The organism is Candidatus Binatia bacterium (assembly GCA_036493895.1).
Classification (GTDB): Bacteria; Desulfobacterota; Binatia; order UBA1149; family CAITLU01; genus DATNBU01.
The window spans coordinates 1-22869 of record DASXOZ010000070.1 but is presented as its reverse complement, the minus strand read 5'-3'; the positions used below and the strand labels follow the sequence as shown (position 1 = coordinate 22869).

Below are 22869 nucleotides of genomic sequence, written 5' to 3'. Positions count from 1 at the left end.
CCCCGGCGTTTTCGATGTTGGCGGCAAAGGTGCAGCCCGGAGCTGCAGGAGGCGCAGGGACCCTGGTTCGCGGGTTACCGAACCTGCTGACCCTGCTGCGCATACTGGCGATCCCGCTGGTCGGCTGGCTCCTTACTCACGCGGGTCCGCGCGAAGCGTGGATCGCGATGTTCGTCTTCTTCGTCGCCTCGCTGACCGATTTCCTCGACGGCTGGATCGCCAGGCGCTTCGGCTGGGTGACCGCGCTCGGCAAGCTTCTCGACCCCCTGGCCGACAAGCTGCTGGTCATCTCGACCTTGCTGATGCTCGCGGTCCTCGATCGCAAGCCGGGCATTCCAGGATGGCTGCTCGTGATCGTCGTCGGCCGCGAGTTCGCCGTGACCGGTCTTCGCAGCATTGCGGCAACCGAAGGCATCGTGCTGCCGGCCGACGCGACCGGCAAAGCCAAGATGCTGTTGCAGACCATCGGCCTTCACTTCCTGATCGTTCATTACGTCTACTTCGGTGTCAGCTTCCACGACGTCGGGATCGTACTGCTGACGCTGGCGGCCGTCGTCGGTGTCTGGTCGGCCGTCGGCTATCACCTCGAGGTCTTCCGCCGGCTGCGGGAAAAGGGCGGCCTGGCGGGCGGCCAAGACTAGGCCAAGACTAGTGGCCGGACGGAATGACGGCCTGCGTCGCAGCAGGGTCCGTCTCGGCCCGTCGCGGCCGCACGGCGAGATTCTGCCGCAATCCGCCGACTTGCATCGCGACCGGTTTGCGCTAGAAAACGCCGTTCGGCCTGTCAAGGGCGGGTGTATCTCAGTTGGTAGAGAGCCACGTTGCCAACGTGGATGTCGCCGGTTCGAGCCCGGTCACCCGCTCCAACTTTTCCCTTTCTTCCCCACCATTTCCAAGGCAAAATCTGGCGCTCCGGCCATGGCAACGCCGCAGTGGCCTGTTAGAATGCCGGATCGTCGGGTACGTCCGGGACTGGAGCCGGCTACGGGTGCCGGGTACGGTCCACCAGGACGTCCAGGGTGACCTTTGCATCCTGCCGAGGCTTGTCCAGCTTGCCGGGCCCGGTGAACGACGGGGGAATGATTCCGGACGATCACGGGACCCGGATCACGGCAGGTCGTGAGTCGAGACGGTGCACCGAGACGGCGGAAAGACGAGGATGCCGGGCAGCTTGCCTGAGCGCGAACGGGAAGCCCTGAGTATGAAAGTTGCGAACTCTTCTTCGTCCCTGCTGGTCGCGGCAACCGTAGCCGCAGCGCTGGCCATGCCGCACTCGGCATTCGCCCAGGCGTTCAACATCAATTGCACGAAGGGCGGCGACGAGATGGGCCATGCCATCGCGACCAACGGCGATTTCAATGGCGACGGCGTTCCCGACATCGCGATCGGCTCCCCGTGCTTCTTCTCCGGCACATCGCCGCGCGCCGGCCGTGTCATCGTCATCGACGGGCGCAACGGCAAGAGGCTCTTCAAGAAGAAAGGCAAGCAGATCGGACAGTGGTTCGGTGCCGGCCTGTCCTTCATCCCTGACCTGAACGGCGACGGAAAAGACGAGCTCGCGATCGGCTCTCCGGGATACGACGTGACCGGCGTCGATCGCGGCGATCCGTTTGCCGGCACGTACGAGTCCGGCGGCAAGGTCGAGGTGTTCTCCAAGCATCGCCGCCGCATGCGTGTGTTCGGCCAGAGCGCGAACTCGGGCTTTGGCGAAAAGATCGCCCCCACGAGCGACATCGACGGGGACGGCCGTCCCGACTTCCTTGTCAGTGCGTCCACCGACACCAACCCGACGGGGCGCAGCAACCCCGGCCGCGTCTGGCTGGTCTCCGGCCGCAACGGCGACCTTCTCAACTACCGCGTAGGACCGAAGGCGGGCAAAAACTACGGCCGTGCGCTTTGCGCGGCCGACGACGTCGACGGCGACGGACTGCGCGACTTCTATGCCGGCAGCGACGAGATCAACATCCCGTTCGTGTTCAACGCCGGCGCGCTCGACCTCGTTTCCACCGGAGATTTCCAGGGTGATCCGCTTCTCGAGGTTACCGGCGCACGCGGCGACCACCTCGCCAGAACCTGCGACTTTGCCGGCGACGTCGAGAAGTCCGGCGTCAAGGACTTCATCGTCGGCGCGTTCGGAGCGGACGACAACGGCATTACCAAGGCTGGCCTCGTCACGCTGTTCGACAACCACGGCACCAGGCTGTGGGTGCGCCAGGACGGCGTCGTTCAGGACAAGGCCGAGTTCGGCGACGCCGTGGCCACGATCGGAGACATCAACGGCGACGGCATCACCGACTTCGCCGCCAGCGCGCCGCTGTTCGACGTGTTCCTCGACAAGAGAGTGGAGCTGGACGCCGGCCGCATCACGACGTTGTCGGGTGTCAATGGCGCTCCGATCTGGGCGCTCAACGGCACGCACCGCGACAACAACTTCGGGACGGCGCTTGCGGGAGGCCTCGACTTCGATCTGGACGAGGTGCCCGACGTCATCGTCGGCACGCCCGGCGACGATCCGTTTGGGCGCCGCGGCGCAGGCTCGGTGCGCATCTTGTCGGGCGTCGACGGCCACGAGCTGTTCGTCGCCGGCGGCCGTCGCGGACTGGAAACCCGCATCGTCACGGCGATGCCCGGTACCGGCAACGCGGCCCAGCTGCGTTCGTTCAATCGCCACGGCCACGGGCAGATCCTGAACACTCCGGCGCTCGAGGGCGTCAAGCTCGGCGAGCTCGACGTCACCGTGCTGAATGACCGCAACATCCCGAAGCCCAAGATCGTGCAGGCGGCCATCTCGAGCGGTCACGGCTCCAACAGCTCCACCGTCGAGGTCTACCGCATGGGCAACAAGTCCCTGCAGGTGGATAAGTTCGAGGCTTTCCCGGGAGCGAATTTCGGCGTGGAGTGCGACGGCGGCGAGGTCAACGGGCAGCCTCTCGAAGAGATCGTCTGCGCGCAGGCCGACTCCGTCGACGGCAATGTGCTCGTGCGCGTACTGCAGCGCCTCGACGAGCAGCAGCCGTTCTTCCCGATCCTCGAGTTCACGGCCTTCACCAACGCCGACATGGCCACTCCGGTGCTGCCGGTCAATGCCGACGGCGGTAACGTCGCGGTCGGCGACGTCACGGGCAACAACGACGAGGAGATCATCGTCGGCACGAACCGCGGTGCGCCCCTGGTCAAGATCTTCAGCAAGACGGGCCAGTTCATCCGATCCTTCCTCGCGTACGATCCGGTCAGCAGCTCCGGCGTCGACGTTGCGGTGGTCGCGCAGGCGGGCGGCACCAAGCGCATCGTGACCGCGCCTCGCCAGGGCGAGGCGCTGATCAAGCTGTTCGACGGCAACGGTGCCCGCGTGGTCGCCGGCCGCGACAACATACCCGTGTCGATCAATGTGCGGCCGGCTCCGTACAACGGGGGCGCGCGTGTCGGCGCGGCCGACGTCGACCTCGACGACGCGCAGGAGATGCTCGTGCTCATTCCGAGCCCCGCCGGGCAGCAGGAAGTGTCGGCGTGGGAAGTGACGAACAAGCCGGTTCGCCACTTCATCCCGTTCAACCCCGGTCCGGGAGCGACCAAGGAAGGCGGCGGCATCGCCGGCACCGACCGCTTCGTCCGCAACTGATTTCATGGCCGGCGCGCCGCCGCGGCGCGCCGGTCCTTCTTCGCCGATGGCGAGCGAGGATCCCACCAACAACGGGCCGCAGCGCCCGTATCCGCTCGCCGGCGTGCGCGGCCGTCCGGCGTTTCGCGGCGAGGACAATGCAGTGGTGCTGGCCGAGTTGCTCGCGCGATCACGCGAGGAGATCGAAAGGCTCGAGCGCGAGGGAATCCTCTCGAGCCGCGTGCCGGAATCGGGGACAGGCACCCAGGATACGGCAGGACGCCGCTCGTGATGTGTACCTGTCCCGCGGTTTCCGGCGTCAGAAACCCTTGACCTGGCCGGCGCGCTTGTAGAGCTGGAACACAATGTGCCAGCCCACGCCGATCATCATCAGCAGGCCGAATTCCGGGTGGGTGTTGAACGGCGGCACCGTCGACAGGAACCCGATGTTGTGCAGGCTGATCATCGTCCAGATAAGGGCCGCCGACATGTACGTGTTGTGCCGTGAGCGAAGGCCCGCCACCGAAACCAGCGCGGCGTCCGGCGCCTGGCCGTTCTTGATCGCGGCAATGATCTTCTGCTGGTTCGGCCAGATGCGGAACCAGACGTTGAACGCCATCGCGGTGCCGAGCATCGCGCCGGTGTGGATCACGTAGCCGCGGTAACCGAAGCCCCCTTGCAGCTTCATGATGTAGACGACGATCGCGATCAGCACGAAGTACGTCGCGTTCTTCATCTTCTGGTCGGCGATGATCGACGTCGACTGGATCGCGTCGTAGACGGCAAAACCCCCGAACGTCAGCACGATCGAGATGATCGCACCGAGGGACCAGCCCGCAGCCGTTCCGCCCGCGAACGCCATGCGGCCGTGGTAGAAGGTGATCATGAGCATGATCACGCCGGTGGCCCAGGTCCATGCGGCGCCCCAGCGGAACCAGTACAAGGCCCTCGGCATCAGCTCGGGGACGACGAGCTTCTTGGTGTCGGCGTTCATCGTCGCGGCAAACGGGCCGTTGACGAAGTTGAAGAAGTACAGGTGACCGATCCAGATGATGCCCGCCAGGATATGAAGCCAGCGGAACACCGGTTCGACGGTGAGCTGTACGAATTCCATGCGTGATTCTCCTCCTGGTAGCCCGATCGGCCGCCACCGCAGCGAATGGGGGTGGGCCGGGACTCCTTCGTCTATAGCGGTCCAGAGGCCGGGACGCCAGCATGGCGACCTGCAGTGTCCAAAGAGAATCCGGCCACTTCCGGGTAGCGACGCACCGGGCTTCGAAGCCGGATACCGCCCGCATGCGGGCGCTCAGCGCCCCGACGCGATGATGCTGGAAACCGAAAACGCTTCCTCGACCGTCCCTTCGGCAGGACCGAAGTTGAAGTACCAGCCCTCTTCGCCAGGCACCGACGGGGACGGCAGCAGGCAGCGCGTCGCGTGATGGAGCTGCATGTCGAAGATCGAAAGGGCGGGAATGAACTGCTGGTCGAAGTCGTAGACTGCGCGCACTGCACCGGGAAACGGCTTGCGGCCGATCTTCCACTGGTTGACCCAGGCTTTCCAGAGCTGGCCCTTCTGGTCGTACATCTCGGTGTAAGGGATCACGAAGCTGTGACGGTCGACGTAGAGTACGCGCTTGGAGTACGCGTAGTCGGGAAGTCGTGAAACCCCTTCGATGATGTAGACGTCGCGCATCTCCCACGTGTCGTCAAACAGGAAGTCGGACGCGCCTTTGCCCCACACTGCCGGGAAGTGCTGCGTGTGCATCGGCGCGAGCACGCGCTTGGTGCCGATGAGCTTCCACGCCATCCATGCCGGGTTTCCCGCGTACCCGCCGTAGCTGTCGAGGTCGGCGTCCTGGCCGAACAGCGCATCGGAGCGCTGCGCCGACGAAAGGCGTCGCACGCGCTTCAGCAGCGGGTAGTACAGCCAGCTGTCGTCCTGTCGCGACGGATCGAGGTGGCGGTTGTACGTCAGGCCGACGCCCTTCAAGTCGAAAGGTTCCAGGATCGGGTGCAGCACTTCGCGATAGCGGATGCCGTCGGGAGTCGGCCACGTCGGCTTCGGGTCGAAGTAGAGACGGCTGACGTAGTAGAGGCGGCGGAAGTGTCCGATGAGGAAATGCCGCTCGATGCTGAGGCCGGTGTTCTGGCCGAAGCTGCCGGTGTCGCACTCGAAATTGCGAACGTCCAGGTCGTCGACGACGATTCGGTTTTCGTAGTTGAAGACGAGCTTGACGGCCGCGTCGGGGTCGCGTTCGTCGGCAAGCGGGAACGGGAGGCCCGCGACGTAGTTCAGCACCTGGTTCTTGTCCGGCGAAAGCCGGCACTGGGATTCGTATTTCTGCGTCGCGTCCAGGCGCGCGGGCTCCAGGGGAATGTCTCGCGCCTCGATCACCTCGATGCGCATTCCGCGATCGATGGCCCACTGGATCGACGGAGGCAGGAACTGGCGGTACTTGTCGAGGTTTTCGTGCGAAACGATCGTGCCGGGCGGCGGCTCGTCCGGCTGCGCGACACCGACTGTCGAATCGGCGCGCGCCCGCGAAGCGGCTACGAGCAGCCCCGCAACGCACGCGGCGACCACGGCACGCAACCAGCGATGCGCGGGCACGCGCATCATGTCGCCGTGTTCCCTGCCGCCGGTCCGATGATGCGGCCGACTGCCAGCCCGCTGAGCAGACCACCAAGGTGCGCGTAGTGGTCGCGACCCGGCTCGAAGCCGACGATCATTCCGAACAGCGCCGCAAGAGCGCCGAGCGTCTGCCATGCCGGGCGCCGCTCGCGCGCATCGGTCGCCGCGGCCATCGTTGCCAGCGCGACGCCGGCCATCGCGCCGAGGATTCCGCAGATTCCCCCGGATGCTCCCGCCTTGACGGCAGCCTCGTCGCCGAAAAGCTGGCTCACGACGTTGCCGGTAAATCCGGTGACGAGGAACAGCAGCACGAAGCGAAGCTGGCCGATCGTCGCAGCCAGAGGCGGCCCGAGAAGGAGAAGCGCGCTCATGTTGCCGACGAGATGGCGGATATCGAAGTGCAGGAAGATCGCCGTCACCAGGCGCCACCACTGGCCCTGGGTTACGAGCCATGGAGCAACCGCGCCGGCCGCGATCATCGCCGAGCGCGGGATCGTATCTTCGCCCTCGTGCACGAGCGCGTGGACGATGATGCAGACTGCGGCAATCGCGAAGCCGGCCGCAGCGTTGCGCCGGGTCCAGATGCCGTCCGTTGCATGCTGGCCGAGAAACAGTGGCGGCGGCGCAGGAGCTTCCTGCACAGGAGCGATGGCTTCCTCGACCAGCGGCAGGGCAGCGCCAAGCTCGTCTTCATCGACGGAGATGATCCAGAGTCGGGAGGAGGAGTCGTGCGAAGGCCGCGCCTCGGCGGGTCCGGCAGGTGCCTCTTCGCTGCTCTCGGGCTGCACGTCGTCGCGGGCTGTGCGTTGCGCTTCGGCCGGTTCGATCCGTTCGTCGCCGGCCCTGTGCGTTCGCGCATCCAGCCCCATCGCCAGAAGCGAAAGCATCGCGCGCCGCGCCTGTTCGGTCGTAAGGTTGAGCGGCAGCATCGCTCGGGCCTTGCTCATGGCCAAAGCGTGCCACATGGTAGCGGGGATGCACACCTTGAAAACCCTCGAGGACAAGTTGGCCGGGGGGCTGACGCCCGTCTCGCTGGAAATCCGCGACGAAAGTGAGCTTCATCGCGGGCACAGCGGCGCCGGCGGGGGCGGGCACTTCCGGATCCGCGTCGTGTCGGACGCGTTCGAGGGGAAGAGCCTCGTCGACCGTCACCGGATGATCTACCAGCTGCTGGCCGAGGAGATGGCCGGCGCGGTCCACGCCCTGGCGCTGGTGACGCTGACGCCCGCCGAGGCCATCGCGACGGCGCAGGCCGTCCGCGATTCCTCCGGTCGAAGCCCTGTCGTAGCCTGAGCGCACTCGCTTCGATGCCGGACTGGGGACATCCAATCGGTGATGCGCTCTTCGAGCGCGCGCGCAAGGTGATCCCGGGCGGCATCTACGGGCATCAAAACCCCGCCTATCTCGTCGACGGCGCCTTTCCGCGCTTCCTCTGCCACGCCGAAGGCTGCCGCGTGCGCGACGTCGACGGGCACGAGTACATCGATTTCCTCTGCTCGTACGGACCGATGGTGCTGGGCTACCGCGACGCAGCGGTGGAAGCCGCTGCCGAAGCGCAACGCCGTCTGTGCGACAGCGGCAATCTGCCGGCCCCGAACATGGTCGAGCTGGCCGAGCGCCTGGTCGCGCTGACGCCGCAGAGCGCGTGGGCGATGTTCGCGAAAAACGGATCCGACGTCTGCACGTGGGCGCTGGCAGTGGCCAGGCGCGCAACCGGGCGCGACCTGGTCGCGATGGTCGGCGGCACCTACCACGGCGTGCACGGCTGGTGCAATCCCGTCGGCCGCGGGTTCCCCGACGGCGAGCGGGGCGGAATGCTTCGATTCGCATGGAACGATGCCGCTGCGCTGGAGCGCCTCTTTTCCGAACACGAAGGGCGCATCGCCGCCGTCATCACGACGCCGTTCCGCCACGAAGCGCGCGAAGACAGCGTGATGCCCGCGCCGGGATTCTTCGACCGCGTGCGCGAGCTTTGCACGCGCCGCGGCGCAGCGATGATCGTGGATGATGTGCGCGCGGGATTTCGCCTTCACCTCGGCGGATCGCTGCAGCGCTTCGGCGTCACGCCCGACCTCGTCGTTTATTCCAAGGCCCTGGCCAACGGGTACGCGCTCTCGGCGATGATCGGCCGCGAAGAGCTGCGAAAACCTGCGCGCGAAGTGTTCGTCACCGGAACGTTCTTCACGCAGGCGGTGCCGATCGCCGCGGCGATCGCGACGCTCGGTGCGTTGGCGGAGCGCGACGCAATCGCCCACATGGACAGGGCAGGGCGCCGCCTCTGTGACGGGCTGGCCGAGCGCGCGTCCGCTGCCGGCCTTGGCGTCACGATCAGCGGCCCGCCTTCCATTCCATTTCTAAGCTTTGCCGCCGACGGCGGCAGCCTCGAGCGAAGCCGGACGTTTGCAGCGGAGGCCGCCCGCCGCGGCGCGTTCTTTCATCCGGCGCACAACTGGTTCGTCTCGGCAGCCCACCGCGACGAAGACATCGACCAGGCGCTCGATGCCGCCGAGGCAGGGATGGTCGCCGTGGCAGCCGGGTTCGGGAGGGACTTGCGATGATGATTCCGCACTACCAGAGCACGCTGAAGCTGACGCACTACGGCCGCAAGACGGCCAACGTCTACCACGTCACGATCTGGTTCGTCGAGATCGATGACGAGCTGTGGATCGGCAGCCTCGACGAGAATCGGAGCTGGGTGCGCAACCTGAGGGCGACAGGGCGCGGCGCGGTCGATTTCGGCGAAGGAGCCAACAACGTCAGCGTCGAGCCGATCACGCAGGCCGACCTTCAGCGTTTCCGCGACGCCGTGGCGAAGAAATACCCGATGCTGAGTCGCCTGATCGGGCTTTTCGTGCGCGGAAAGACGCAGGCGGCGTTTCGCGTCAGGGTAGCACCGAACAAAGGCGACTGAGCCTTTCGACTCACCGCGCCGCCGCGGCTGCTACAAAATTTGTAGCGCCCCCCGGGTTCGCAGTACGGGCTGCGGCGGCGCCGCGGGCGCTCAGCGCCCGGTGGCCACTGCGTCTGCGACCAGGTCTCCGACCTGCGAGGTCGAGAATCCCATCTTGCCGGCGTTCATCGATTCCAGCTTCTCGGCAGCGACGTAAGCGATTGCGCTTTCGATGCGGTCGGCCGCTGCGTCCTCGCCGAGCTCGGCAAGCATCATCTGCGCTGCAGCGATTGCCGCCATCGGGTTGATGACGCCGAGCCCGGTGTACTTGGGCGCCGAGCCGCCGATCGGCTCGAACATCGAGACCTTGCCGGGATGAATGTTGCCGCCGGCTGCGATGCCCATGCCGCCCTGGATCATCGCGCCGAGGTCGGTGATGATGTCGCCGAACATGTTGTCGGTGACGATCACGTCGAACCATTCGGGGTTCTTGACCATCCACATGCACGTCGCATCGACGTGCGCGTAGTCGCGCTTGATGTCCTTGTAGTCGGCCTGTCCGATCTCGTGGAAGGCGCGCTCCCACAGGTCGAACGCGTAGGTCAGCACGTTGGTCTTGCCGCAAAGGGTCAGCGTCTTGTTGCGGTTGCGCCTGCGCGTGAAATCGAACGCGTAGCGCAGGCAGCGCTCGACGCCCATGCGCGTATTGATCGATTCCTGCACGGCCACTTCGTGGGGCGTGCCGCGCCGCAGGCTGCCGCCGGCGCCGGCGTACAGGCCTTCGGTGTTCTCGCGCACGACGACGAAGTCGATGTGCTCGGGGCCCTTGTTGGCCAGCGGCGTGTCGACGCCGGGATAAAGCTTGACGGGCCGCAGGTTGATGTAGAGGTCGAGCTCGAAGCGCAGGCGAAGAAGGATGCCCTTCTCCAGGATGCCCGGCTTGACGTCGGGGTGCCCGATGGCGCCGAGCAGGATCGCGTCGAACTTCTGCAGGTCGGAGGTTGCCGAATCGGGAAGAACCTCGCCGGTACGCAGGTACCGGTCCCCGCCGAAATCGAACGTCGTCGTCTCGTACTTGAAGCCGCACACCTTGGAGGCGGCATCCAGCACTTTGAGGGCTTCGGCGACGACTTCAGGGCCGGTTCCGTCCCCGCCCAGGACCGCGATCTTGTGCAACTGCTTGCTCCTTGAGGCCGCCGTTCGGCTCGCTTCAGGCGAGCCGGCGGCCGAAATAAATCCTGCGGAGCATAGCCGATTTCGCCATCGCCTCAAGCGAGCGACGCCGCAGCGTGACAACGAACAACTGCCGGGAAATCGCCGGGTTCCGTCGCTCCAGCGTGCTGCGCGAGCGTCCGGCGACGCTTGAGAAGCCGAACGCGCACTGACATAGTCGGCGACTTCGGCGGCGTACCCAAGTGGTTAAGGGAGAGGTCTGCAAAACCTCGACTCAGCGGTTCGAATCCGCTCGCCGCCTCCATTTCCCTCCAACACTCGCAGCTTGGTAGCAGAGCCGGAATCGTCGGGCCCTCGAGCTCTCAGGCTTGTGCCCCGAATGGTTGCCACGGGCGCCGAGGACGGCCTCCCGATCAGTTCGCGAGCCAGCGGGCAGGGATGTGGGCGTAGCCGGCGGCCAGCTCGGCGAGCCACTCGGTCCACGTCGGCCGGTGGTGGGCACGGTCGGCCACGTAGTCGCGGATCGCCTCGGCGTCCTCCGGCGAGAGCACGTCGGCAAAGGACGCCATTCCTCGCGACGACAACGCGCCGCCGATCACGATGGCCTTCCACGACGCATAGACATCGCCCGAGGCCTGGCGAAGATCCGGATAGAGACCGCTCGATTGGGCTCCCAGGCCGTGACAGCGGGTGCAGTGCACGGCGTACAGCGCCCGTCCCCGTTGCAGCGTCGCCTCCGACGTCTCGAGCACTGGAGCCTCGACGTCCTTGCCGCCCATGCCGGGACGCCGGTCCCGTGGCGGCATGCGGGGCAGCTCGCCGTGGGCGTCGAGCTTGTACGCGAGGATGCGGCCCGGGTTCGAATTGGCGAAGCGGATGTAGTGACCGCCCTGCGAGCCGCCGAGACCGGCGACGACCGCAACGTACTGTTCGCCGTCGACCTCGTAGCTGATCGGCGGCGCAATGATCCCGGTGCCGGTATCACCCGACCACAATTCGTCGCCACTGTCGGCGGCGTAGGCCTTGAGCTGTCCCCACGTCGTGCCCTGGAACACGAGGTTGCCGCCGGTGGCGAGCACACCGGCGGGAATTCCCTGGCCGAGGTCGACGCGCCACGCCTGCCGCGCGCCGATCGGATCCCACGCGGTGAGATGCGTGCGAACGTTCTCCTTGGCCAGGGCCTCGAATCCTTCCATGTGCGAGGCGGTCTTGTCCCAGTCCTCCGACGTGTTCATCTGGCCGGGCTTCCATTTGTAGCCGGGCGTCGGGTTGAACTCGTAGACGGACTCGAACGTGGGAATGTAAACCAGTCCGGTCTGCGGACTGAAGGCCATCGGGTGCCAGTTGTGGCCGCCCGGAATTCCCGGCGTCACTCGCGCGGTCTTGTCGTCCCAGTTCGCTTCGCTTCTTTCGACGGGACGCCCCGTCCTCATGTCTACTTCGGTGGCCCACGAGACGTCGACGTAAGGCTTGGCCGAAAGCAGCTCGCCGGACTTTCGGTCGAGCACATAGAAGAAGCCGTTTTTCGGCGCCTGCAGCAGGACGTGGCGAAGCTCGCTCCTGCCGCCCGGATTGTTTGCCGGCGGCAGCATGAGGTCGGCCAGGATGATGTGCTGCGTGGCCGTGAAATCCCACTGGTCGCCGGGCGTCGTCTGGTAATACCAGGCCATGTGCCCGTCATCGGGATCGATCGCGAGGATCGACGAAAGGAAAAGATTGTCGCCGCCGCCGGGGCTGCGTTCGGCGCGGTTGTAGACCGACGCATTGCCGACGCCGACGTAGAGCAGGTCGAGGTCGGGATCGTAGGCCATCGAATCCCACACGGTGCCGCCGAGGCCGGATTCCCACGCCGAGTCGTGCGACCAGGTCTTCGCGGCAATCGCGAGCTCGGGATGCTCGAAGGGGCCGTTGCGACTGGCCGGCACCGTATAGAAGCGCCACAGCAGCTTGCCGTCGTTCGCGTCGTAGGCGCTGAAGTAGCCGCGCACGCCGAACTCGGCGCCGCCGTTGCCGATCACGACCTTGCCTTTGACGATGCGAGGGGCGCCGGTGATCGTGTAGGCACGAGTGACATCGGTGGTCTGCACTTCCCAGATCTGTTTTCCGGTGGCGGCGTCGAGGCAGATGAGGCGGCCGTCGAAGGCGCCGAGGTAGAGGCGGCCGTTCCACGCGGCGACGCCGCGGTTGACGACGTCGCAGCAACCGTCGCGGCCCTTGGAACCGTCCACGTGCGGATCGTAGGTCCAGAGCGGCGTGCCGGTCTTCGCATCGAGCGCGTACACGCGGCTCCACTCGCCGGTCGCATACATCACGCCGTCGATCACGAGCGGTGTCGACTCCATGCCGCGGGTCGTTCCCGGCTCCCAGGCCCACGCAAGACCGAGCCGCTCGACGTTGCTGTTGTCGATCTGTTTCAGCGGGCTGAAACGCTGCTCCGAAAATGTGCGGCCGTGGGCCAGCCACTGGCCCGGCTCGAGGTCGGCTGCGCGAACGCGGGCATCGTCGACGCGAGCAGCCGCGGGCGCCGGCGCGATTTCGCGGGCGTGGCCCGCGACAGGCTCTGCCGGAAGATCGGTGCCGGGCGCAGCAGACGCCGCACCGGCTGCAGCCGTGTCGGAGACCGCGCCGGCCGCAGGCGCCGTCGCAGCCGAAGGCGGCGCGGCGGCGGCAGGCGTCTCTGTGACAGAAGGCGCCGCGGCGCCCTCTGCCCACGACATGGAGGCAGTCGAAACGCTGCACGTGGCCACCGCGAGCGCTGCAACGACGCAGCTCGCCCGAATCGAAAACACTCTTTTCACCAGAACGCGCCTACATGAACTTGCGGATCAGCCATTCCTTGATCCGCGTGTACGGAGGATAGGCGACTTTCGCATCGAGCGACGTCGGCTTGTCGGTCACTGCCTTGCGGTGGCTCAGCGCCTCGAAGCCCCAACGCCCGTGATAGCTGCCCATCCCGCTCGGCCCCACGCCGCCGAAGGGAAGGTTCGGATTGGCGACGTGCCAGAGCGTCGCGTTGATGCAGGCTCCCCCGGAACTGGTCTCGGCCAGCACGCGGTCGGAAACCGTGCGGTCGGCCGTGAACACATAGAGTGCAAGAGGCTTGTCATGGTCGTTGACGTAGCGGATCGCTTCGTCGATTCCCGACACGCGCATGATCGGCAGCACCGGCCCGAAGATCTCGTCCTGCATCGCCTTGGACGAAGGACGAATCTCGGTGACGATGGTCGGTGCGAAATAGCGCTCGCTGCGGTCGTACTGCCCCCCGGCGACGACTTCGACGCTGTCTTCGAGCAGGCCGGCAAGCCGGTCGACGTGGCGGTCGTTGACGATGCGCGGGTAATCCTTCGACGTGCGCGGATCGTCGCCGTAGAACTCGCGGATCACGCCGCGAAGCTTCTCGACAAGGGTTTTTTCGATGCTCTCGTGCACGAGCACGTAGTCGGGCGCTGTGCAGGTCTGGCCCGCGTTGGTCCATTTGCCCCACGCGATGCGGTGCGCCGCGACGTCGAGGTTCGCATCCGGCATCACGATGCAGGGGCTCTTGCCGCCGAGCTCCAGCGTGACCGGAGTCAGGAACTTCGCCGCCGCTTCCATCACGACGCGCGCGACGCGGCCGTTGCCGGTGTAGAGGATATGATCGAACTGCTGCTCGAGCAGCGTCGTCGTCTCATCGACGGCGCCTTCGACTACCGCGATGCAGTCGTTGTCGAGATACTTGGCGACCAGCTCTGCGGTAAGGTGAGAAGTCTGCGGCGTAAGCTCCGACGGTTTGATCACCGCGCAGTTTCCCGCGGCGATCGCTGCGACGAGGGGATTGAACGTGAGCTGCACCGGATAGTTCCACGGCGCGATGATCAGCACGACGCCGAGGGGATCGTACTGGATCCACGAGCGCCCCGGCCTCTGCACGGCGGGCTGCGCAACGCGCTGGGGCTTGGTCCACGCGGCAAGATTCTTGATCGCGATCGCCGCTTCGCCGAGCGGCATCCCGATGTCGGCGGCCATCGCTTCGAGCGCGGGCTTGCCGAGGTCGGCCGCAAGCGCCTTCTCGAGAGCAGCGGTGTTTTCGCGCAGCAGCTTTTCGACGGCGCGAAGCTGCTCGAGGCGCCAGGAAAGGGGACGCGTGCGGCCGCTGCGAAAGGTTTTGCGAAGACGTGCGGGAATGGCCGCGATGCGCTCGCGCGCCGAGTCGTCGAAAACCAGGTTGACCGCAGTGGCTGCAGCCATGGCAACCCTCCTTGCCGGGCCCGCCTGATCGGTCCGGGGCCGGGAACATCGTGCCAGCCCCGTGTTCGGGGACCGTTCGACTTCCCACCCCAACCGGTCGCCGCCCGGGGCGGCGCCGTCTCCCCTCGACGCAACCCCTCGATATCCGTGATGGATCGGGCACACAACAGCGCCCGCCCCTGTGCGCGGAATTTGCGAGTGCAGCGGCAATGCAGCGCCCCGGGGTTTCCCGGGAAGTCTGGCCGGCAGACCCGGGTTGCCCGCGGGTATGGATCCTCGCCGTCAGTGCCTGTGCGAGCCCCGACGCGACGCCGATTCTTCGTCGGGCGAGCGGACGCTCCCGCGGAAGCCGCCAGTCTCTTCGCCCTGCTGCTCGATGAACTCCTTGAAGCGCTTCAGGTTCTCCTGGACGTTCCATTGCACGACGCCGATCGTATCGCCGACGTTCTCGACGATCCCCTCCGGATCGTAGTCCATCTGGAGCGTGACGCGGCACTCGCCGTCGGAGAGGCGATGAAACGTGACGCACCCGCCGTTGGGTGCTCCGCTCGTGCTCGTCCATGCGATGCGCTTGTCGGGAATCTGCTCGGTGATGCGCGCGTCCCACTCCTTGGTCTTGCCGCCCATCTCGGCGCGCCAGTGAAGCGTCTCGTCGTCGATCTGCTCGACCTCCTCGACTCCCTGCATGAACTTCGGAAACTCTTCGAACTGGGTCCACTGGTTGTAAGCCGTCCGCACCGGGACGTTCACGTCGATGAACTCGGTGATCGTACTTGGTTTGTCGGTCATGGTGCTGTCTCCTTCCTGTTTGATCCTCGCCCTTCGGGCTGCGGATTGATCCTCGCCCTTCGGGCTGCGGATTGATCCTCACCGTTTGGCCCGGTCGTCGCCGTATCCGGCTGCGGATCGAAAGCCCGTCGGGTCCGCGCAATGGGGCACGGGGCGAGACTGCCCAATGCACATCGTTGGAGGCTGGGACGGGAAAGCGCGGGCGTCAACGCAGGAACGGCCTCGCGCAGGAGATGAAGGCTTTCTTGCTGCAATCAACGGCGTTTACGGCGCCCAGACCGGCATTTTCGCCGCAGAGGCCCCACCCGACGAGGGAAAAAACATGCTATGGTCTGTGCCCCTTTCGTGGGATACCGATGAAAATGCGGCGGATCAGCATCAGAGCATCCCGCAGCATCTGGGCGAGCTTGTTGCCGGTGTTGCTGCTCGGCGCTGCACCCGCGCGGGCCGCCTGTCCAACTTCGCCGCGACCGCTTTGCCGCGACCTTGCGCAGAGCCGCCTCTCGATCGACGCCGGCTCGGGGAGCTTCCGCTGGAAGGCTGCGCGGGGACCTTCGACGAACAAGATCGATTTCGGCGATCCGCGCGCTTCCACTTCGTTCTCCGTGTGCGCCTGGGAGGCGTCCACCCTCATTCTTGCCGCTGACGTCCTGGCAGCGGCGAGTTGCGACGGAGCGTCGTGCTGGTCCGACAGCGGCGCAACCGGACTGCGCTATCGCAGCGATACGACGCCGGTGCGCTCCATCGACCTGCTCGGCAGCAGCAGCAACCGCACGCGCGTGCGTGTGAGTGGAACGTTCGCGACCGGCGCGCCGCTTCCCGTTGCGGGCCAGGTTACCGTGCAGTTGCTGCGCGACGACAGTGCGATCTGCTTCGAGAGCGCGGTGCCGCTCGCATCGTTCACATCCAATTCGGCTGCACGAGCGTCGGCCAAGGCCGCGTTCGATGCGACTACGCACGTTCCTGTATTGCCGAGCAGCGGCTGCAGCCTCGATCCTTCGCCGTACGCACCAGGTGTATCGACCGCCGATCAGCTCGTGCACGACGGGCTCACGCGCACGTTCCGCATCTATCTGCCGCCGAATTACGATGCTGCGGCCGCCACGCCGGTGGTCTTCCTGATGCACGGCGGCTTCGGCTCCGGCGCGCAGATCGAAAGCTCTTCGCACATGCTCGACGTCGCTGCGGCCGGCGGGTTCATCGTCGTCTCGCCGGATGGATATCCGGGCGCAGGCGGTGTGCGCGCCTGGAACGCCGGCACCTGCTGCGGGATCGCGTTCGACCAGAACATCGACGATGTCGGCTTTGTCGCTGCGATCCTCGATCAGCTCGAGTCCCGTCTCTGCGTCGATGCGCGCCGCGTCTATGCCACGGGAATGTCCAATGGCGCGAGCATGTCGCATCGCCTCGGCTGCGACCTCGGCAATCGCGTGCGCGCGATCGCGACGGTCTCCGGCGTCGACATGACGGCGAGCTGCAATCCTGTGCGTCCGCTGGCGGAGCTGACGATTCACGGCACCGACGATCCCCACGCCCCGTACGACGGAAGCAACGGCTGCGGTCCGACCGGCGATATCTATCATCCGTCGGTCCCGGTTACGTTGGCTCGCTGGCGCGAGCGCGACGACTGCTCGGACACGCCGACCTCGGCGACGCCCGACGGCGATGCAATATGCACAGCGTACGAGAAGTGCGCGCCCGGCGACGAGGTCGAGGCCTGCATCATCGACGGCGGCGGGCACCAGTGGCCCGGCGGAGAACCGCCGGCGATCTCCGGTATCGGCAACTGCCCGTTCGGCTACCAGAGCGAGACGTTTCCGGCATCGCAGCGGATCTGGGAGTTCTTCTCCGCGCATCCCGTGCGGTAGTTCCCGTTAAATCGCGGCGTCTTCCTGGCCTTCTGATTTGCGCTCTACGTGGGGTGCTTGACCTGTTCCCGCCCGCGATGCGCTCGTGCCACTACCATCACGGAAGAGCGTTTCCGGCCCGGCTGCAGCACGATCTGCTCCTCGACGGCAACGTTCGCATCGGCCAACACGCGCTGAAAATCCGCCTCGTACGTCACGCGACCGAAGTCGATCGTCGTGACCAGGCGCAGCACCGGTTTGATCAACTCGAGCATGCGCGAACGCTCGTGCTCGAACGTCTGCGTGAAGTAGATGCGTGCGGACTCGTGCACCAGGGAGACGACGTGCCGGAGCGCGGCCGCGGGGTCGGGCAGCAGCATGAAACTGCCGCTGAAATAGGCGGCGTCATACGGGCCGCCGCGATGATCGTAAACGGATTCGAGACGAGGCTCGATCCTGCCGGACAATCCTGCGGCTTTCACGGCCGATATGCAGCGATGAACGTAGTCGGCGTCGACATCGACGCCGACTACGCGAAGATCCTTCTGCTCGAGAAGGGAGGCGTGCGCGAGCAGCGCGGCTCCGGTGCCGATCCCGACGTCCAGCACGTTAGCGTGCTCGGGCAGTGCCGCGAGGACGGCCCGATACCAATCGGCGGTCATCGAGACGATCAGCGAATCGTAGAGCCAGGCGCGCACCGGTCAGTCCGTTTTTGAGGGTTGCGGTGCCACGGGACCAGTTGGCCGCGCCCAGGCCCCCAGGCACGCGAGACCGCGAACGGTGCGCCTGCGACGACGCTCTGTCAAAGATTGTCGAATGGATCGGCACGCTCGCCGACATTGCCGGATGCGCGGGAGCGTGATTACCTCGGGTGATGACGTCTGGTTTCGACGCGCGTCTGCGCGAGCTCGGCATCGAGCTTCCTCCGGTGTTCCAGCCGGTTGCGAACTATCTCGGATGCAAGCGCGCCGGCGCGCTGCTTTTCGTCGGCGGTCACGGGCCGACGACGCCGGGCGGTGTCGTGCGTGGAAAGGTCGGCAAAGAGCTTTCCATCGCGGAAGCGAAGGCTGCGGCTCGAGCGACCGGCCTCTCCATGCTTGCGACCATTCGCGCCGAGCTCGGAAGTCTCGATCGCGTCCGGCAGATCGTCGAGGTGTTCGGGATGGTCAACTGCGCCCCCGGATTCAACCGGACGCCCGAGGTCATCGACGGTTGCTCGGATCTTCTCGTCGAGGTGTTTGGAGAAGCGGGTCGCCATACTCGCGCGGCTGTCGGGATGGCGGAGCTGCCGTTCGATATTCCTGTTGAGATCAGGATGACGATCGAGGTCGAGTGACGGCGCGTGGACGAGCAGCGCGTCACGCAGCACGCTTTGACCAGTAGTTTGACGATGATGCGGTCTTGACGGATGTATCAGCCGGGAAGGGAAGTCCCGGCGTGCGGGCCGACAGCCCTGCGACCAGAGGAGACGCGACATGAACTTTCACGTCGAGCTCGAGCAAGAGGCTGACGGGCGCTGGATCGGAGAGGTCGCAGAATTGCCCGGGGTGATGGCCTACGCCGTGTCGCGCGAGGACGCGCTCGCACGTGTTCAGGCTCTCGCCCTCCGGGTGCTTGCCGATCGTCTCGAGCATGGCGAGGGGACTCCGAATCTGCTCACAGTCGTTTTCGAAGCGGCGTGAAGTCGTGGCCCTCGACGCACGCTCGGCGAGTCCTCGCGGCTTTGCTGCGTAAGGGGTGGCGAGAGAAGCGCCGGTCCGGCTCACATCGCGTTCTGAGCTTACCCGGACATCCTGACTTCATCTTCGCTTTTCATGATCGCGAAGAGATAGGCCCGCGGATGCTGGCCCGGATCGCCAAACACACCGGTCTCACCGCGGATGATCTGTAGGCGGAGCGAGCGACCATCTCAGGCCGGGATGGTGGAACTGGTAGACACTGGGGACTTAAAATCCCCTTCGTGGTAACACGAGTGAGAGTTCGAATCTCTCTCCCGGCATATCAAAATCAGCTAGTTACGGTTTTCTCATCCGCCGTTTTCTGGGTGGCAGCGGCAGCTTGCCCCAGATTTGCCCCATCGGTGAGTCGGGAGACTTTGCTGGCGGCATCCTTGAGGTCGGCTTCCGCACAGATGTTGTAACGGTCAAAGATGTGTCGGGTCAGGTGCCCCATGGCCTTCATCGCCACCGACTCCTGAACGCCTGCACGGGTGTAGTTGCGAGCCGCACAACGCCGAAGATCGTGGAACAGGAAGTCGGGATGTCCGACCCTTTCGCAGGCCGATCTCCACGCCGTGTAAATCGACCTGACCGGCTCGCCGTAGCGATGGAAGACGTGGGGCACGATTCGGTTGTTCTCTCTCTCAAAAGTCTTCGTCTGCTCACGCCATGCCTTCATTGCCGCTAACGCTGGGGCTGTCAGGTAGGTCAGGCGAGCCTTCTTGTTTTTCGTGGTGCCAGCCTTCAGGCGAACGGTGCCTTCCTCTAAATCGATCTGGTTCCACTTGAGACCGGCGATTTCACTAAAGCGCCAGCCAATCTCAAATCCGAGGACAGCCATTGTTGAGGTAGGCTCCGGCAGTTCCGCTTTGAGCTTCTGAAACGTCTCATGGTCCATGAACCCGGATCGGGCATTCTCGACAGTGATCTTGGGAAAGCTGGGTACATAGGACAGTCGTCGGTCTTGCACGCCGAGCCGCATCATCCGGCGCAGGCACGCCAGTTCCAGTTGGATGGTTGCCGGGGCAGCTTTCTCTTCGAGACGGGCGGCAATGTAGTTGCGAATGCGGGGAGTGGTAACGTCTCGTGCTCGATCTCTGCCGAAGACCGGCTCAAGGTGCTTCCAGCGCTTCGCAAGATCAGAGACTCGTTTTCCTGTTACTCTGTAGTCAGTGCAGAGTGCATCGTACAGTTCGTTTACTCTGATCGTAAAGCTCTCTGCGGTTAGCCCACCTTTTGCAGCACTGGCTTCCAGATCATTGCAGATCGCAATTGCTTCCTTGCGGGTCTTCGCATCGGTACGGCGTTCGATGCGTTTCCCATCGATCATCGGACGGACGTACCAGACATTTCCACGCTGTCGCACTTTGTTTGCTCTGCGTTTTGCCATTCCTTCTCCTCGTAGTTGTTGGTGTGGTGAAAAAAATACTAAAGAGGCTAGGCCGCTCGTCCGTAACGTGGAGCGTTTTTTACCAAAGCCTCCACTTCCGACAGCAGCCAACCGGGGTTCCCTGCAAGGTTGCGACGTGGTGGCAAGTCATTGTGGTGATGCTCTACCCACGACTTCGACTTGTTGATGATCTTCCCCACTTCTTCGGCACTGATGAACCGATCTTCAGCCGGTCGGGTTATTGGAGCGAGGCTGCGCTGTTGAAGGACGGCCATCACAGCGGCGCAGGAAAGGGAGAGGGCTGCGGCGTCTTCGGGTGATAGAAGCAGAGCCAACTGCGGGTTCTGTGCGATGGAATCGAGGGTCGGGGAGACGGCAGACTGGTGAAGGGCGACAGGATGCAGGTTTCGAGACTGGTGAGAACTAACTGCATCCCCCACCGAACGGACTGGCGGCGTGGTGCTGTTGTGAATCCGTTGAAGAGTGGTGGTGGCGCTGCTCAATTCCTTCTCCCTGTTGGGCTTCCTTTCTCTTGCTTAGGGAGTTCGGGAAGCGGTTGTTCGTATTCGTGCTCATTCCGTCGCCGGTTTTCTCTAGGGAAGCCCGCATAGGCGGTGTCTCCGGTCCCCAGAGTTTGGGGTTATGCGTGCCCCGGCGACTCTACTACCAAACAGGGGAGTTCCTGTCAAGGCTTGGGGCACGAGTTTCAGCGACAACACGTCTAAGTCTGACACGGGTTCGAGGTCAGCACCTTCTTCGTGCCTGAGAAGAACTTCACTTCTTCCACGGTGAGTGAACGTGCCTCGTGGCCGATAACGAACGGGCTACAACTTCGGCCAACACCACACGCAGATCGGAAGGACGCTGACGGGCTCCTGCGACGGGAGAATCAGCGGAAACCAGTTATCCCATTATCTGTTGTTGATTCCGTTATTTTGCCTACACGGGAAGCGGGCCGGGAAGCTCCGCCGAAATGCTGGAGATTGCTGGGGTTCGGGCCGGGAGACGGGCGTTGAGAGGCCAGATCGGAGTTCGGAGTGAATTCCTTTGATTTCGGGAATCAGCCCTTTCCGGTCGCCGGTTGGAAGACCGTCATCAGGAAGGCCAGAAGCCGTTGGTGGGGCCTGTCTAGCGGTTGAAGTCGTGTAGGTCGGAGTGGGACTGAGAACTCAACGCAATCATCGTCGCAACCATTCCCTTCCACACAACACGAAGCAGCGTTTTTTGACTCGAAATGCTCCAGCCAGTTGTTGGCGCAAACACAGGCACAAAGACGCAAACGTTGATGGTTGGTCATCGAGGAGCGTTGACGGGGTACACACTTCGGCTGGTGCAGGCAGTTGTTGGTTACTGCTGGGCGTTTGTTCGATGAAGTTACTGAAGCAATTCCTTGCGAAGTTGAAAGTTGTGAAGACGTTTCGCTGCTTCGTGGCATGAGTGCGGCAGAGGGAGATTCAGCCAGTCAGCGAGAAGATTGGCCGAATTCTTGCCGAGCAGAACCGCAAGCGCCACATTCCATCGGAAGGCGACCCGCTTCGGTGAAATCTCGACAGCGTATTCTAAGACGACGGTGTAGATCCTGTGCCATGAATCTTCGGGGACGAGAGCCGAAGTTGATACAAAGTGGGCTACAAACTTGGGCGAGAGACCTGCTGCAACAAGGCAATCGACCAACTCGTTAGCCCAAGCGGTTTGGCTATCGTCTTCCGGCCAAGCTCGGGCAACCAAAGTGCAAGCAGCAATGGTCTTGGCGGCATCCTCGAAGGATTCACAAGGCCAGCGAGGGGGATCGTTGACTGGGAAGAAGGTCTGCCATTCGAGCGGCTCTCCAGAAGCACAAACAGTCGGCGGGACAGGTGTTATGCAGCCTTCACCGAGAATCTCGACCAGAACGTTGCCGCAAGCGTCTTTGAAGGTCGTTGTAGAGGGCACTGGGGCCTTCATGTACCACCAGTGTTTTTGGGGACTTCCGCTTCGACCATGAATGCGGTGGGTCGGCGGAAGGAAGTTTGGGAAGACCGTGGCGGCTTCTTCGCAGTGGGACACGATGCAAAAGAGGCCGTTGCTCTTGACGCCAGTGACTAGGCCAACGCCCTTGCCATACCAAGTTTCAGCAACATCGAGTGAAGAAGCGATGTCTAGCGGTCGAAGAAGTTCCGGCCAGAGTTTGTGGTCACGGTAGCACTCGATCCATTGGTGTAGTTGGAATGCTCGGTCACCGTGGTCAATCTGGGCAAGCAGTTCACCGGCTGCATTCTTCACATGACGGACACGACCAACTCGTCCTTCACAAGCGATCCATTTCCCTCTTCGATAGACGGGTTTGCCGTTCTTGCCCCTTTGCCATTTCAGATCCTTCTTTGTGACGGGAAGAGGGTCTGTGAAGCGGGAGCAGACGTGGGAGACACCTTCGGCCAAGTCTTCTGCCCAGCACAGGCATCCTTTCGGCTCTGGGCGTGAAACGGTTTGGAATTAACCCGTTTCCGTGGATGGTTGTGGGCTGGGCTGCTACGCAGCCAGCCAGTTTCTCCTCTCGTACTCGGCCGGCGACATGTAGTCCAGTGACGAGTGCCGCCGGCGCGGGTTGTACCAGCCTTCGATAAAG

The 22869-nt window shown here is 64.3% G+C and carries 22 protein-coding genes and 3 tRNA genes; 13 read left to right on the top strand and 12 right to left on the bottom strand.

What is annotated here, in order from left to right; genetic code table 11:
- Positions 1–14: 14 nt before the first annotated feature.
- The 4 genes from pgsA to VGK20_15400 all read left to right on the top strand — a co-directional run bounded on the left by pgsA (position 15) and on the right by VGK20_15400 (position 3890).
- Positions 15–641, top strand: a complete 627-nt coding sequence (gene pgsA, locus VGK20_15415) for a CDP-diacylglycerol--glycerol-3-phosphate 3-phosphatidyltransferase (protein ID HEY2775428.1) — start codon at positions 15–17, stop codon at positions 639–641.
- Between the two features lie 149 nt (positions 642–790).
- A tRNA-Gly gene (locus VGK20_15410) sits at positions 791–866 on the top strand.
- 335 nt (positions 867–1201) lie between these two features.
- On the top strand, positions 1202–3619 hold the full coding sequence (locus VGK20_15405; GenBank protein ID HEY2775427.1) for an integrin alpha: 2418 nt from the start codon (positions 1202–1204) through the stop codon (positions 3617–3619).
- Between the two features lie 4 nt (positions 3620–3623).
- The gene (locus tag VGK20_15400; protein ID HEY2775426.1) at positions 3624–3890 is read left to right on the top strand and encodes a hypothetical protein; all 267 of its coding nucleotides are present in this window, start codon (positions 3624–3626) and stop codon (positions 3888–3890) included.
- 27 nt (positions 3891–3917) lie between these two features.
- Here VGK20_15400 and VGK20_15395 read toward each other — a convergent pair whose 3' ends face one another.
- From VGK20_15395 to VGK20_15385, 3 genes are all read right to left on the bottom strand, one after another.
- On the bottom strand, positions 3918–4712 hold the full coding sequence (locus VGK20_15395; protein HEY2775425.1) for a urate hydroxylase PuuD: 795 nt from the start codon (positions 4710–4712) through the stop codon (positions 3918–3920).
- Between the two features lie 192 nt (positions 4713–4904).
- On the bottom strand, positions 4905–6218 hold the full coding sequence (locus VGK20_15390) for a DUF1329 domain-containing protein (protein ID HEY2775424.1): 1314 nt from the start codon (positions 6216–6218) through the stop codon (positions 4905–4907).
- On the bottom strand, positions 6215–7177 hold the full coding sequence (locus VGK20_15385; protein HEY2775423.1) for a rhomboid family intramembrane serine protease: 963 nt from the start codon (positions 7175–7177) through the stop codon (positions 6215–6217). The genes VGK20_15390 and VGK20_15385 overlap by 4 nt, the downstream gene beginning before the upstream one ends.
- Before the next feature lie 28 nt (positions 7178–7205).
- On the opposite strand from VGK20_15385, the gene VGK20_15380 reads away from it, so the two are divergent.
- Genes VGK20_15380 through VGK20_15370 form a run of 3 tightly spaced genes read left to right on the top strand, consistent with a single transcriptional unit; the run spans position 7206 to position 9141 of the window.
- Positions 7206–7523: a BolA family protein gene (locus VGK20_15380; GenBank protein HEY2775422.1), complete on the top strand. Its 318-nt coding sequence runs from the start codon at positions 7206–7208 to the stop codon at positions 7521–7523.
- A 14-nt stretch (positions 7524–7537) separates the two neighbouring features.
- Positions 7538–8788: an aminotransferase class III-fold pyridoxal phosphate-dependent enzyme gene (locus tag VGK20_15375; GenBank protein HEY2775421.1), complete on the top strand. Its 1251-nt coding sequence runs from the start codon at positions 7538–7540 to the stop codon at positions 8786–8788.
- Positions 8785–9141, top strand: a complete 357-nt coding sequence (locus tag VGK20_15370) for a nitroreductase/quinone reductase family protein (GenBank protein HEY2775420.1) — start codon at positions 8785–8787, stop codon at positions 9139–9141. Before VGK20_15375 ends, VGK20_15370 begins: the two co-directional genes overlap by 4 nt.
- 90 nt (positions 9142–9231) lie before the next feature.
- Here the strand turns inward: VGK20_15370 and VGK20_15365 are convergent, their stop codons facing one another.
- Positions 9232–10296 carry a 3-isopropylmalate dehydrogenase gene (locus VGK20_15365; protein ID HEY2775419.1) on the bottom strand — a complete coding sequence of 355 codons (1065 nt, stop codon included), beginning with the start codon at positions 10294–10296 and terminating at the stop codon, positions 9232–9234.
- Between the two features lie 225 nt (positions 10297–10521).
- On the opposite strand from VGK20_15365, the gene VGK20_15360 reads away from it, so the two are divergent.
- Positions 10522–10597 (top strand) — tRNA-Cys (locus VGK20_15360).
- Positions 10598–10706: 109 nt separating this feature from the next.
- Here VGK20_15360 and VGK20_15355 read toward each other — a convergent pair.
- From VGK20_15355 to VGK20_15345, 3 genes are all read right to left on the bottom strand, one after another.
- A complete protein-coding gene (locus VGK20_15355; protein ID HEY2775418.1) occupies positions 10707–13091 on the bottom strand; it encodes a PQQ-dependent dehydrogenase, methanol/ethanol family in 2385 nt (794 codons plus the stop codon).
- Positions 13092–13101: 10 nt separating this feature from the next.
- Positions 13102–14520 (bottom strand): aldehyde dehydrogenase family protein, encoded by a 1419-nt coding sequence (locus VGK20_15350; GenBank protein HEY2775417.1) that lies wholly within the window; start codon positions 14518–14520, stop codon positions 13102–13104.
- 282 nt (positions 14521–14802) lie between these two features.
- Positions 14803–15309 carry an SRPBCC family protein gene (locus VGK20_15345; GenBank protein ID HEY2775416.1) on the bottom strand — a complete coding sequence of 169 codons (507 nt, stop codon included), beginning with the start codon at positions 15307–15309 and terminating at the stop codon, positions 14803–14805.
- 416 nt (positions 15310–15725) lie between these two features.
- Here VGK20_15345 and VGK20_15340 point away from each other — a divergent pair, with 416 nt between their 5' ends.
- Positions 15726–17177 carry a PHB depolymerase family esterase gene (locus tag VGK20_15340; protein HEY2775415.1) on the top strand — a complete coding sequence of 484 codons (1452 nt, stop codon included), beginning with the start codon at positions 15726–15728 and terminating at the stop codon, positions 17175–17177.
- 44 nt (positions 17178–17221) lie between these two features.
- On the opposite strand, the gene VGK20_15335 is transcribed toward VGK20_15340, so the two are convergent.
- Positions 17222–17854: a class I SAM-dependent methyltransferase gene (locus VGK20_15335; GenBank protein ID HEY2775414.1), complete on the bottom strand. Its 633-nt coding sequence runs from the start codon at positions 17852–17854 to the stop codon at positions 17222–17224.
- Between the two features lie 176 nt (positions 17855–18030).
- Here VGK20_15335 and VGK20_15330 point away from each other — a divergent pair, with 176 nt between their 5' ends.
- From VGK20_15330 to VGK20_15315, 4 genes are all read left to right on the top strand, one after another.
- The gene (locus VGK20_15330; protein ID HEY2775413.1) at positions 18031–18492 is read left to right on the top strand and encodes a RidA family protein; all 462 of its coding nucleotides are present in this window, start codon (positions 18031–18033) and stop codon (positions 18490–18492) included.
- A gap of 139 nt (positions 18493–18631) precedes the next feature.
- Positions 18632–18838: a type II toxin-antitoxin system HicB family antitoxin gene (locus tag VGK20_15325; GenBank protein ID HEY2775412.1), complete on the top strand. Its 207-nt coding sequence runs from the start codon at positions 18632–18634 to the stop codon at positions 18836–18838.
- Positions 18835–19047, top strand: a complete 213-nt coding sequence (locus VGK20_15320; protein HEY2775411.1) for a type II toxin-antitoxin system HicA family toxin — start codon at positions 18835–18837, stop codon at positions 19045–19047. Before VGK20_15325 ends, VGK20_15320 begins: the two co-directional genes overlap by 4 nt.
- A 22-nt stretch (positions 19048–19069) precedes the next feature.
- Positions 19070–19155 (top strand) — tRNA-Leu (locus VGK20_15315).
- A gap of 8 nt (positions 19156–19163) precedes the next feature.
- On the opposite strand, the gene VGK20_15310 is transcribed toward VGK20_15315, so the two are convergent.
- The 4 genes from VGK20_15310 to VGK20_15295 all read right to left on the bottom strand — a co-directional run.
- Positions 19164–20264 (bottom strand): site-specific integrase, encoded by a 1101-nt coding sequence (locus tag VGK20_15310; protein HEY2775410.1) that lies wholly within the window; start codon positions 20262–20264, stop codon positions 19164–19166.
- Between the two features lie 47 nt (positions 20265–20311).
- Positions 20312–20767 (bottom strand): hypothetical protein, encoded by a 456-nt coding sequence (locus tag VGK20_15305; GenBank protein HEY2775409.1) that lies wholly within the window; start codon positions 20765–20767, stop codon positions 20312–20314.
- A gap of 871 nt (positions 20768–21638) precedes the next feature.
- Positions 21639–22682: a hypothetical protein gene (locus VGK20_15300; protein ID HEY2775408.1), complete on the bottom strand. Its 1044-nt coding sequence runs from the start codon at positions 22680–22682 to the stop codon at positions 21639–21641.
- A gap of 90 nt (positions 22683–22772) precedes the next feature.
- Positions 22773–22869 (bottom strand): IS3 family transposase (locus VGK20_15295; GenBank protein HEY2775407.1); only part of this gene is annotated, 97 nt, incomplete at its 5' end.

Bases quoted from the DNA above. Each gene is read 5' to 3' on its own strand.
- pgsA (HEY2775428.1), top strand. From the start codon at position 15: ATGTTGGCGGCAAAGGTGCAGCCCGGAGCTGCAGGAGGCGCAGGGACC.
- VGK20_15405 (HEY2775427.1), top strand. From the start codon at position 1,202: ATGAAAGTTGCGAACTCTTCTTCGTCCCTGCTGGTCGCGGCAACCGTA.
- VGK20_15400 (HEY2775426.1), top strand. From the start codon at position 3,624: ATGGCCGGCGCGCCGCCGCGGCGCGCCGGTCCTTCTTCGCCGATGGCG.
- VGK20_15395 (HEY2775425.1), bottom strand. From the start codon at position 4,712: ATGGAATTCGTACAGCTCACCGTCGAACCGGTGTTCCGCTGGCTTCAT.
- VGK20_15390 (HEY2775424.1), bottom strand. From the start codon at position 6,218: ATGATGCGCGTGCCCGCGCATCGCTGGTTGCGTGCCGTGGTCGCCGCG.
- VGK20_15385 (HEY2775423.1), bottom strand. From the start codon at position 7,177: ATGAGCAAGGCCCGAGCGATGCTGCCGCTCAACCTTACGACCGAACAG.
- VGK20_15380 (HEY2775422.1), top strand. From the start codon at position 7,206: ATGCACACCTTGAAAACCCTCGAGGACAAGTTGGCCGGGGGGCTGACG.
- VGK20_15375 (HEY2775421.1), top strand. From the start codon at position 7,538: ATGCCGGACTGGGGACATCCAATCGGTGATGCGCTCTTCGAGCGCGCG.
- VGK20_15370 (HEY2775420.1), top strand. From the start codon at position 8,785: ATGATGATTCCGCACTACCAGAGCACGCTGAAGCTGACGCACTACGGC.
- VGK20_15350 (HEY2775417.1), bottom strand. From the start codon at position 14,520: ATGGCTGCAGCCACTGCGGTCAACCTGGTTTTCGACGACTCGGCGCGC.
- VGK20_15345 (HEY2775416.1), bottom strand. From the start codon at position 15,309: ATGACCGACAAACCAAGTACGATCACCGAGTTCATCGACGTGAACGTC.
- VGK20_15330 (HEY2775413.1), top strand. From the start codon at position 18,031: ATGACGTCTGGTTTCGACGCGCGTCTGCGCGAGCTCGGCATCGAGCTT.
- VGK20_15325 (HEY2775412.1), top strand. From the start codon at position 18,632: ATGAACTTTCACGTCGAGCTCGAGCAAGAGGCTGACGGGCGCTGGATC.
- VGK20_15310 (HEY2775410.1), bottom strand. From the start codon at position 20,264: ATGGCAAAACGCAGAGCAAACAAAGTGCGACAGCGTGGAAATGTCTGG.